Origin of the sequence: Halorubrum sp. AD140, from assembly GCF_034497445.1 — an archaeon.
In the GTDB taxonomy this organism is placed as follows: domain Archaea; phylum Halobacteriota; class Halobacteria; order Halobacteriales; family Haloferacaceae; genus Halorubrum.
This window is the reverse complement of the sequence record NZ_JAXRUU010000143.1, coordinates 1-1,889: the sequence shown is the minus strand read 5'-3', so window position 1 is coordinate 1,889 and position 1,889 is coordinate 1. Positions and strand designations below refer to the sequence as shown.

The 1,889-nt window shown below is 59.6% G+C and carries 1 protein-coding gene; it reads right to left on the bottom strand.

Features of this window, described 5'->3' with window-relative positions; genetic code table 11:
- Nucleotides 1–1,435: integrase (locus U4E84_RS16770; RefSeq protein ID WP_322533245.1), on the bottom strand; the 1,435-nt coding region annotated here is incomplete at its 3' end.
- Between the last annotated feature and the right edge of the window lie 454 nt (nucleotides 1,436–1,889).

The following is a 1,889-nucleotide window of genomic DNA, read 5'->3' as shown; positions in this document are numbered from 1 at the left end:
GAGTCGTGATACCGTTCTCTCCCGGCGACATCGCTTCGAGTTCCCTGTGAAGGCGGCCTGCGGTCTGGGAGCCGAGCGCCGCGGCCCCCGCGGCGGCAACCGTCCCCGGGCCGAAGACCGCCGTTGGACCCCCGCCGAACTCGCTGAGGCTCAACTGATCGTCGTCCGATTCCTCCGTCGGCTCCTGGGTTTCGGTGGTCTCGTCTCCGGAGCCCACTATTTCGGTAATCTCTGAGGTGACTTCGCCGTCGGAGCCGGATGCGGTCTCCGGAGTCCCTTCGTCCGATTGGAGACGCAAGAGCGCCTGCGGGTCGATCATTCCGTCCTCGTCGATCAGAACCTCCGCAATCTGGTTCGCGTTCAGGGTCTCACTCTGGTCTCCATAGCCGTCGAACAGCTTCTCGTACACTTTGAGCCGGTGTTTCCGCTTCCGATCCTTGCTCCGTGTATCGTAGTGCTTGTTCAGCACCGGGACCGAGACATCGACGCGATCTGTCAACAGTTCCTTCGCCACCCCTCGATCGATCTGCGACTCTATCGAATACCGGCGGAGCGGATGGGGGCTGTGACTCGACGGACACTTGCTCGCGTTCTCGTTATCAACAGCCTCACACGCGTCGGTGTCCCGGTCGTGCGGGCAGCTATTCGAGTGGACGCACGGTCGAGTGAGTTTGTACAGGTCCCGACGGATCGTGTCCGTATCAGGCCGCCCGTACTTCGTCGTGAGCAGCGGTTCCCGCCCGTACCGGTCGGTAACGTCGTGTCGCCCCGGATTCTGTAAGTACTCGCCGATCAGCTCGGCCAGCTCGGTCGGGATATTAACGTCACGTTCCCCATCAGTCCCGTTTTTCAGCGGTGTCCCCTTCTCCTCCGGGTGATCCTTCTCCGGTCGATGGCGGAACCGAATCACTCGGTCTTCGAGATTGACGTCGCCGACGTCGATCGCTCGGACCGCTCCGACGCGACACCCAATCTCCTCGACGATCCTGTACTCGACATGCCGACGAGACGCCGATTCGTACGTCTCCAAGTACTTCCGCGCCGCTTCAACTTCCTCGTCTGTCGGCTTCTCGTAGTTCACGTCCTCGTCGTCCGGGACATTCGGGATCGGCGTCTTATCCGGTGTTCCGCTTGCGACGGCTTCGATCCGCACACAGTAAACGAGGAACCGCCGGAGGACGCTGAGAATTCCGTTGAGGCTCACGGTGCTGTTGTCGCTCGTATCCTTACACCAGTTTTTGAACTTGTTCAGCTGCCTGCCCCGGACGTCGTTCATATTGCCTATCCCCTTCTCCACGCACCACTCCACGAAGAGATTGAGTCCCTTCCGGATCGTTCGAAGCGTTTCGAACGACGCGTCCTCCTGTCGTTCCTTTAAGTAGTCGTCCCTCGCTTCCCGAGGGCCAATCGGGTCCAATTTCTCGTCGTACATCATCGGATCGGACGGCATATTACCCGGGTACATATAAACTTCAGCCACGAGACGGGCGGAAGCTAACACGCGGTCGTTCATCCCGGGCGAATCACCCGGCGTTTTCGCATCCTCGTCTCCCAACCGGTTCGCCGGGAACCGTCTACCGACTCGGACCTCTCCTCGCCGGCGCTAACACTTTCAGAGGAATCCACCGATCGTCATCGGATTCGGTACAATCCATTTCAGCGGACATATCAGGTCAAACCCAGCCGACCGGTCGGATCGAACGACATCCGTGACGACACCAGTCGGCGTCAATCCGCGGTGGTACATCGACCCCGTCCGACGCGAGTCCCGATTCGTAAAACGAGTCTCCTTCGATCATGAACCCAGATATCTGAAATCACACTACAGGTCTCGGACCAACCCCCCGAGACACCGTCGAACCAGTCAAATCGTCTATATCCTCTCGCAT